The organism is Deinococcus planocerae (assembly GCF_002869765.1).
GTDB classification, from domain to species: Bacteria; Deinococcota; Deinococci; order Deinococcales; family Deinococcaceae; genus Deinococcus; species Deinococcus planocerae.
On the sequence record NZ_PNOR01000070.1, the window covers coordinates 1 to 7,515 of the forward strand.

The 7,515-nt window shown below is 74.2% G+C and carries 11 protein-coding genes and 1 pseudogene; 11 read left to right on the plus strand and 1 reads right to left on the minus strand.

The genetic code is table 11. The annotated features are described in order from the left end of the window. Together A7B18_RS20595 and A7B18_RS20600 are read left to right on the plus strand one after the other, a co-directional pair. Positions 1–104, plus strand: a pseudogene (locus A7B18_RS20595) (IS5-like element ISDge16 family transposase); the annotation flags it as partial. A gap of 289 nt (positions 105–393) precedes the next feature. Further along, positions 394–810, plus strand: coding sequence for a hypothetical protein (locus A7B18_RS20600; protein ID WP_102128542.1), 417 nt, complete (start codon positions 394–396; stop codon positions 808–810). 83 nt (positions 811–893) lie between these two features. On the opposite strand, the gene A7B18_RS20605 is transcribed toward A7B18_RS20600, so the two are convergent. Then, complete coding sequence (locus A7B18_RS20605; protein WP_102128543.1) at positions 894–1,187, minus strand: hypothetical protein; 294 nt, start codon at positions 1,185–1,187, stop codon at positions 894–896. A 181-nt stretch (positions 1,188–1,368) separates the two neighbouring features. On the opposite strand from A7B18_RS20605, the gene A7B18_RS20610 reads away from it, so the two are divergent. The 9 genes from A7B18_RS20610 to A7B18_RS20650 form a co-directional block, all read left to right on the plus strand. Next, entirely contained in the window at positions 1,369–1,569 is a 201-nt protein-coding gene (locus A7B18_RS20610; protein ID WP_102128544.1) for a hypothetical protein, read from the plus strand. 124 nt (positions 1,570–1,693) lie between these two features. After that, complete coding sequence (locus A7B18_RS20615) at positions 1,694–2,248, plus strand: hypothetical protein (protein ID WP_342747186.1); 555 nt, start codon at positions 1,694–1,696, stop codon at positions 2,246–2,248. A 10-nt stretch (positions 2,249–2,258) separates the two neighbouring features. Further along, positions 2,259–2,882, plus strand: coding sequence for a ComF family protein (locus tag A7B18_RS20620; protein ID WP_102128550.1), 624 nt, complete (start codon positions 2,259–2,261; stop codon positions 2,880–2,882). A gap of 46 nt (positions 2,883–2,928) precedes the next feature. Continuing rightward, a complete protein-coding gene (locus tag A7B18_RS20625) occupies positions 2,929–3,453 on the plus strand; it encodes a hypothetical protein (RefSeq protein ID WP_102128545.1) in 525 nt (174 codons plus the stop codon). A 42-nt stretch (positions 3,454–3,495) separates the two neighbouring features. Next, complete coding sequence (locus A7B18_RS20630; RefSeq protein WP_102128546.1) at positions 3,496–4,185, plus strand: DUF2259 domain-containing protein; 690 nt, start codon at positions 3,496–3,498, stop codon at positions 4,183–4,185. A 57-nt stretch (positions 4,186–4,242) separates the two neighbouring features. Next, the gene (smpB, locus tag A7B18_RS20635; protein WP_102128547.1) at positions 4,243–4,674 is read left to right on the plus strand and encodes an SsrA-binding protein SmpB; all 432 of its coding nucleotides are present in this window, start codon (positions 4,243–4,245) and stop codon (positions 4,672–4,674) included. After that, on the plus strand, positions 4,671–6,080 hold the full coding sequence (locus tag A7B18_RS20640; RefSeq protein WP_245872997.1) for an N-acetylmuramoyl-L-alanine amidase: 1,410 nt from the start codon (positions 4,671–4,673) through the stop codon (positions 6,078–6,080). The genes smpB and A7B18_RS20640 overlap by 4 nt, the downstream gene beginning before the upstream one ends. Further along, entirely contained in the window at positions 6,077–6,619 is a 543-nt protein-coding gene (locus A7B18_RS20645) for a GerMN domain-containing protein (protein WP_102128548.1), read from the plus strand. Before A7B18_RS20640 ends, A7B18_RS20645 begins: the two co-directional genes overlap by 4 nt. A gap of 42 nt (positions 6,620–6,661) precedes the next feature. After that, positions 6,662–7,515, plus strand: an 854-nt coding sequence (locus tag A7B18_RS20650; protein WP_180970283.1) for an AAA family ATPase, incomplete at its 3' end; no start/stop codon positions are given.

Consider the following 7,515-nt stretch of genomic DNA (forward strand, 5'->3'; position numbering starts at 1 on the left):
TCAATCGGCTCAAGGATTTTCGGGCCATCGCCACCCGATACGAGAAGCGCGGACACCAGTTTTTAGCCGGTGTCCACGTCGCTTGCATCCTCCTCTGGCTCTGAAATTTCAGCCAGACAGACCCTAGGGGGCAAGGGAAGGGCCGGGCACCTCCACCCGGCCTGCCCTTCGTCTCTCGCTCAGGGCTGTGTGCTCGCCGCCCCGGCTCCCGCCGCCTGCCGTGCCTCGCGCCGCCTGGCCTCCAGTTGCCGCGTCTCGACCACCACGGCGGCGGACACAACCTACGAGACGATCCCCTCCCAGGTCGGGTACACGCCCAGCCACAGGCTCGCCTTAGTCAAGATTTCGGCCCGGCGCCCTCTGCCACCCTGCCGGGGACGCTACCCTACTTCCATGACCGTGCCCTCCGACCCCAGGCAGCCCTCCAGCCGCACCGACAAGGGCGTGCGCGGCTTCGATCTCGACCTGCACGTGACCTTCGCCCGTCCCCTGGGGCGCGAGGAGGCGCTGGGCGTGCTGCGGCCCGCCGAGGGCTTCACGGTGGACCTGTACGCCCCGCACCGCGACCCGGGGGGGCCGGTGCCCTCCGCGCGGCTGACCGGGCCCCTGCGCGACCCGGGCGCCGTGCGCGCCCTGCTCGCCGCGTGGCTTCAGGGAGAGGCGCGCAGCGTCGAGGTGGGCCTCCACGGCTACCTGCGCTCGGCGACGGGCGCGACGGAGTGGATGCCGTGGCGCAAGAACGCCGTCCTGCCCCGCTCGGCGGTGGAGCGCGTGGCCTTCGAGGAGGGCGTGAAGTACGTGCTGGAGTGAGGGCCCGGGCGTGCAGAAGGTCAAAGGCAGAAGGCAGCAAGCCTCCCGTGCTGGCCTGTTGCCCTGTGCGTCCCGCTGTCCTGCTACGCGCTGAGCGGCAGCACGAAGCCGCGCGCCTTGGCGCTCCCGGCCTCGCTGGGGCGCAGCACGAGGACGGCGAGGCTGGCGTCGGGGCGCAGCAGGTAGGGCAGCCAGGTGTGGGTGAGGGTGTGCAGGGCGCGCTGGGCCTGCTCCAAGACGCCCTCCTGCGCGAGGTCACGCAGCACGAGCACGGCCTCGTCTCCCCCCGAACTCGTCCACACGTCCACCACGCCCACCCGGTCCACGCCGCGGTGGTCCCGGTACTCGAACTCGTGGGCCCGCCTGATGAGCTGCATTCGTCATTCACCCCTTCGCGCGCGAGAGTCCCGCCCGGAACCGCTCTCACGGCCCGGACCTTGCAAACTGTCGCGTCCGGTCCAGCGTAGGGGGCCTCACCGTGGCCTTTGTCCCGCCCGCCCGCCCACCCCAGCGGGTGCGGCGCCCCGCTCAAGAAGACGTGAAGGGTTACCCTGCGGCGTGGCCAGCATCGTCATCACCTACACCGACGGCAAAACCTTCCGGCTGGAGGGCGTCACGAACGCCGACGCCCACGCCTCCCGCGCCGCTTTCGAGGGGCCGGGCACCGCGCTCGACGTGGCCTACCGCGACGGGGGGCGAGAGCGCGTGGCCCATATCCCCAAGGCCCTGATCCGCTCCTTCGAGACCGAGCTGGACTGACGGCGGTGGCCGGACATGTCCGGCCCGAGCGGAGCGGGCAACCGCGATGAGGCCCCGCCGAAAGCCCCGACTCCGGGCCGCCGCTCACGGTGTCGTGCCCCCCGGGCTTCCTAGAATGCCCGGCGTGACTGGGGCCGGGGCGACGGGAAGCGGAGCGAGTGGGAGCGGCGTGAACGAGATGCTGCTCGAATTTCAGGGGTACGTGCTCGCGTACCGCCTGCGCGCCGCCGTGGGGGGCCGGGTGGCGCCGCCGGGCGAGCCCTTGACCCTCGCCGGGTACGCCGCCCGGCGTCTGGAGCGGCAAGACCTCGCGCGCGGGCTTGTCCGCAAGGGCCTCGATCCCCTGCGGATGCGGCGGCTCGACGCGCTGTCCGACGAGCTGATGTTCGGCTTCTGGCTCAACCCCGCCGAGGTGGCCGCCTTCCTGCGCGCGGCGATCCGCCAGGGCAGCCACCCGGCGCTGGGCGACCCCGACGCCTTCGCGGCCCTGCTCACCCCCGCCGAGAAGGGGCGGCTGGGCGAGACGGGCGTGCGGCTGGTGTGCGCCCACCACCTGACCTGCCTCACCCTCGCCGCGCCCATGCTCGACCCCGACGCGCTGGCGGGCGTGTGGAAGCGGGTGGAGGCCACCACGCCGCCCCTGTTCGTGGACGAGCTCGCCGCCGCCGGACAGGTCTAGGGTGAGCGCGCTGACGGGGCTCCTGCGCGCCCTCGTTCCCCGCCCCTGCCCCGGCTGCGACGCGCAACTCGGGCGGGAGGCGGGGTTGTGTGCCGTGTGCCGCGCCCGCCTCGTGCCCCGGGTGGAGGCGTACTCGCCGCTGTGGCCGCGGCCCGAGGGGCACCTCGTCACCCTGGGGCCCTACCGGGGGGTGACCCGGCGGGCCGTGCGCGCCCTGAAGTTCGGCGGCGCGCGGGACCTCGCGGGGGCCCTCGGCGGGGCGCTGGCGGGCGGGGTTCCGGCGGAGTGGAATGTCCGCGCGGTCGTTCCCGTGCCCCTGCACCCGGCCCGCGAGCGGGAGCGCGGCTTCAACCAGGCGGCCCTGCTCGCCGCCGCCGTCGCCGCCGCGCTGAAGGTGCCCGCCGCCCCGGCCCTGCGCCGCACCCGCGCGACCGGGCAGCAGGCCCGCCTCCACGCGCACGAGCGGGCGGGGAACCTCGCCGGGGCCTTCGCCGCGGGCGCGCGCGGGGTGCCCCCTGGCCCGGTCCTCCTCGTCGACGACGTGATGACGACCGGAAGCACCCTCCTCGCCTGCCGGGATGCCCTGCACGCGGCGGGGGTGCGGGAGGTGAGGTTCGCGGTGATCGCCCGCTGACGCCCGGCATGGCGGTCCCTCATCCGGGTGCGGTACGGTGCCGGGTATGAAGTCCCCGCTTTCCCTTGCCCTCGCCGCCACCCTGCTCGGGAGCGGGCTCACCGCTCCGGCGGGGGCCCAGACGCTCGCGCCCTTCACAGACCCCAAGCTGCCCTTCACGGTGAGCCTGCCCCGGGGGTGGCTCGGCGCCAACTTCAATGACGGCACGGGCGGCGTGAGCGTCGTGTCGGCCAAGACGCCGCCCGCCACCCTGATCCGCCTGCTGTACGTGTCCAAGGACGGCAGGGCCCCCGAACTCAAGCAGGAGTTCCGCAACTTCGAGGCGGGGGTGACTCAGACGGGGGGCAAGGTCAAGCTCTTCCGGGGCCGTAACGTGACGTACGGGGGCGTGAAGGGCGTCGAGCGCGAGTACCTCATCACGGGCGGACAGACGGCGGTGCGCGTGCGCATCTGGTTCGGCAACGGGGCGAAAAACCTCTACTCCTTCCAGGTCACCGACACGCCCGAGCGGTACGCGAAAAGCAGCGCCCTGTTCAGCCAGGTCCTCGCCAGCCTCCGCTTCCGCACCTGAGGCCCCGCCTCGTTCCCCCCCCCGCAGCGGCTACGCTGACCCATGCGCCGCCTGATGCTGGCCCTGCTCGCCCTCGTCCCGGTCGCCGAGGCGGGAAACCGCTTCGACGTGCGCAGGGTCGCCTTCTCCCCGGACGGCGCGCGGGCGCTGGTGGTCACGGGCGGCGTGCAGGACGGCAGCGGCTTCAGCACGGCGGGCCTGACGGTGGTGGACACCGGAACGGGCCGGACCCTGCGCGAGGTCTCGGCCACCTCCCAGACGGGGACGGTGGGGGAGGTCGTGGCGGCCCTCCTCCGCCGCGAACGCCCCCTCCTCGCCCGCAATGGGCTGACGCCGGGCCGGACCGCGCGGCCCGTGTACGTCCGCCCCTTCCCGGTCCAGGCGCCCGTGTGGACGGAAGGGCTGCGCGCCGGGGCGGGCGCCACCGTCCCCGTCCGGCTGTGGACGCGCCCGGTGCCGGTGCGGCTGAGCGTGTGGCCTCTGCCGTCCTCCTGCCGCTACCGGGACCTGCTGCCCCAGGGCGAGGGACCCGCCGGGTTCACGCTGGAGGTGGGGGGGCAGACCGTCCACCTCGACCGGAGCCTGCCCTCCAGCCGGGCGTGCGCCGCCCGCTACGCGCTGGAGCGGGTGGACGTGCAGGGCAACCGCGCCGTCTTCGTGCTGCGCGCCTACACGCCGGGCTTCGAGGGGCCGAACGCGGAGCCCGTGGTCGTGGCGGCGACCCTGCGGTGAGCGGGGGCCCTGCCGGAAGGTGCGCCGCCCCCCTGCCTCCGACCCCTCCCTGCTAGAATGCCCCGCGTGTACACGAACCGCCGCGCGCACCACGAATATGAGCTGCTTGACCGCTTCGAGGCGGGCATCAGCCTGACGGGCAGCGAGGTCAAGAGCGTGCGCGCGGGCGGGGTGGACTTCCGCGACGCCTTTGCCCGGGTGGTCAGCGGCAACGTCGAGCTGGAGGGGCTTTACATTCCCCCCTACACCGAAGCCACCTACAACAACCACGAGCCCCGCCGCACCCGCCGCCTGCTGCTGCACCGTGAGGAGATCGGCAAGCTGCGCCGCTCTCTCGACCAGAAGGGCCTGACCCTGGTGCCCACCCGCCTGTATCCCAAGGGCCGGGTCTTCAAGGTGGAACTCGCCCTCGCCCGCGGCAAGCAGCTCCACGACAAGCGCCGGGCGGAGGCCGAAAAGACCCTGCGCCGGGAGCTGCGCGAGCTGTGAGGGGGAGAGCGCGCAGGCGTTTTCCGGCCCGCTTCGCCGGGCCCCTGCTGCTGTCGGCGGCCCTGCTCGGCGCGGGGCTGGCGGGCGCGCAGATCACCCTGGGCCGCCTGAATCTGGTCGGCACGCAGGTGCAGAGCATCGACCTCTACGGGGCCGAGTACGCCAGCGAGGGGGTGCTCGGCGGCGTGATGCGGGTCACCCGCCAGGAGGTGGAAAGCGCGGGCACCATCATCCGTGTCGAGGCCTTCGGGCACACCCTCCTGCTGCCGCTCGACGAGGACCAGCAGCGGGCCACGACCGACTTCAACACCGTGCAGCTCGACACCGAGCGGGTGCGGGCGAGAACCGCCACGCTGGTGAACGGCAACGTCTACCTGCCGCTCGACACGCTGGCGCGCGGGCTGGGCGCCACGTACGAGCAGGGGACCTTCCGGGTCGCGCCCGCCACCCTCCAGGGGGTGAGCAGCCGCGCGGGGGCCGACAGCGACCGATTGGTCCTCGACCTCACCCGCGACACGACCGTCACCGACGAGCTGCGCGGCACGACCGTGACCGTCACCCTGAGGGGCGTGAAGGGGGAGGCGCGGCGCTACACCACCCGGGGCGCCTTCGTGCCGAGCGCGGAGGTGGCGCGCCGGGAGGGCGACCTCACGTTGAGCTTCACCCTGCCGCAGGGCAGCGGGTACCGGGTCTACCGGGTGGTGCGGCCCGGCGGCGCGCGGCTGGTGGTGGACGTGGGGCCGGGGGTGCCGCGCACGACGCCCGCCCTGCTCGACCGGATCACCCGCCCCCTGATCGTGCTCGACCCCGCGCGGGTGAGCGGCCTGGGCCGCGACGTGACGCTGGAGGTCGCCCGCCGCGCCGCCGAACTCCTCAACGAGGCGGGGTGGCAGGTCAAGGTGACGCGCGACACGGGAACGGCCCTGGGCCTGAACCAGAAGCTCGCCCTGGCCCGGCGCAGCGACGTGTACCTCGCGCTCGACCTGGGGAGATTCCCGGGCTCGCAGCGCGGCGGCGTGACCGTGTACGAGCCCGCGGGCCGGGCGGCCTCGCAGTACGTGAACGCGGTGCGGGGCGGGGCGCAGCTTCCCTACGGCAACCTCGCGGTGGGCGGGCCGGGGGGCACCCGGCGCCTGTCCGAACTCTTGCGCGGCGAGTTGCGCGGCGGCGGGGTGACGGCGGGGCAGGAGAACGTCCGCCGGGTCCTGATGCTCGGCGAGGCGCCCCAGGCGGCCCTCCTCCTCGAACTCGGGTGGGCGGGCAACGCCGGGGATCAGGCGAAGCTCGGGGTGGACGAGCGGCTCCAGGCGATGTCGGTGGCGGTCGCGCGCTCGGTGGCGACCTACCTGACGGCCCGGGCGTCGAATGCCGGGCGGGCGACGCCGGCGGGGGGAGCGCGGCAGTGAGGCGGCTCCTCTCCCTCTTCAACGTGGTGAGCGTGGCCCTGCTCGCCGCCGCCGCCTACGCCTACCAGGAGGTGCAGCGGCCCCCCGAGACGCCGCGCGCCCCGGCCCTCGAGCTTGCCGAGAAGCGGGGCGTGCAGGTCAAGGTCTACTTCACCGACCCGCAGGTGCAGAGCTTCAAGCCCGAGACGCGCGCCGTGCAGGTCACCCAGGAGAATCCGGGCGCGGTCGCCCAGGCCGCCCTGAACGCCTGGGCGAACGGTCCGACCGCCTCCGGGGCGCTGGCCGTCGTGCCCAAGGGCACCCCCGCCCCGCGCGTGTGGCTGCGCGGCGGGCACTACTACGTCAACCTGCCCGCCGCCTACCAGGGACTCAAGTACGGCACGAGCGGCGAGCGGATGCTGCTGTGCACCCTCACCCGCACCCTGCTCGAAACCCGCGGCCAGGACGTGACCTTCCTGGTAAACGGGCAGAACGCCGATACCCTCGGCCACCTCGACCTGCGCGAGCCGTACACCCGGCAGGACTGCGCGGACTCGTGAGGGCGCCCCACTTCCCTCAAGCTCTCGACCTCTAGACCCCCCATGCTCCAAAGCGTCACCCTGCAAGGCTTCAAGAGCTTCGCCGACCGCACCCGCCTGGAATTCGGGCCGGGCGTCTGCGCCGTCATCGGTCCCAACGGCAGCGGCAAGAGCAACGTGGTCGAGGCGCTGCGCTGGGCGACCCACGGGGCGCGGGCGCGGGAGTTGCGCGCCGGGCGCGGCACCGAGCTGATCTTTCACGGGAGCGGCGGCAAGGCACCGCTGGGTCTCGCGGAGGTGCAGGTCGAGTTGCAGACCCCGGAGGGCCGCGTCAACGTCACCCGCCGGGTGTACCGCGACGGCACGGGCGAGCAGGACCTGAACGGTCGCCCCGTCCGCGCCCGCGACATCCAGGGGGCGCTGCGCGGCACGGGCCTGGGGCCGGGGGGCCTCGCCGTCATCGGGCAGGGCGAGGTGAGCGGGGTGGTGGGGGCGGAGGGCCGCACCCTGCTCGGCCACGTGCAGGAGGCCGCCGGGCTGTCGCGCGCCGTGTCGGCCCGGCAGGAGACGGAGGCGCGGCTGCGCGAGGCGGACGGGCACCTGGGGCAACTGCGGCTGGTGCAGGCAGAGCGGGCGGCGCAGGTGGAACGTCTTGCGCGTGCTGCCGAGGCGGCCCGCACGTGGCGCGCCCTGACCCTGCGCGCCCTGACGCTCGAAGACGCCCTGAGACGCGAGCGTCAGGCATCCCTCCAGCGGGAAATCGCCCAGGCACGGACCGAGGCCGACACGCTCGAAGCCCGCAGCGCCGCCCTCGCCGCCGGGGTGCAGTCCGCCGCCGCCCGGGTGGAGGCCGCCCGCGACGCGGTGGGGGAGTCCCGGGCCCGGCAGGAAGCGTTCGCGGGCGCCCTTGACGCCCT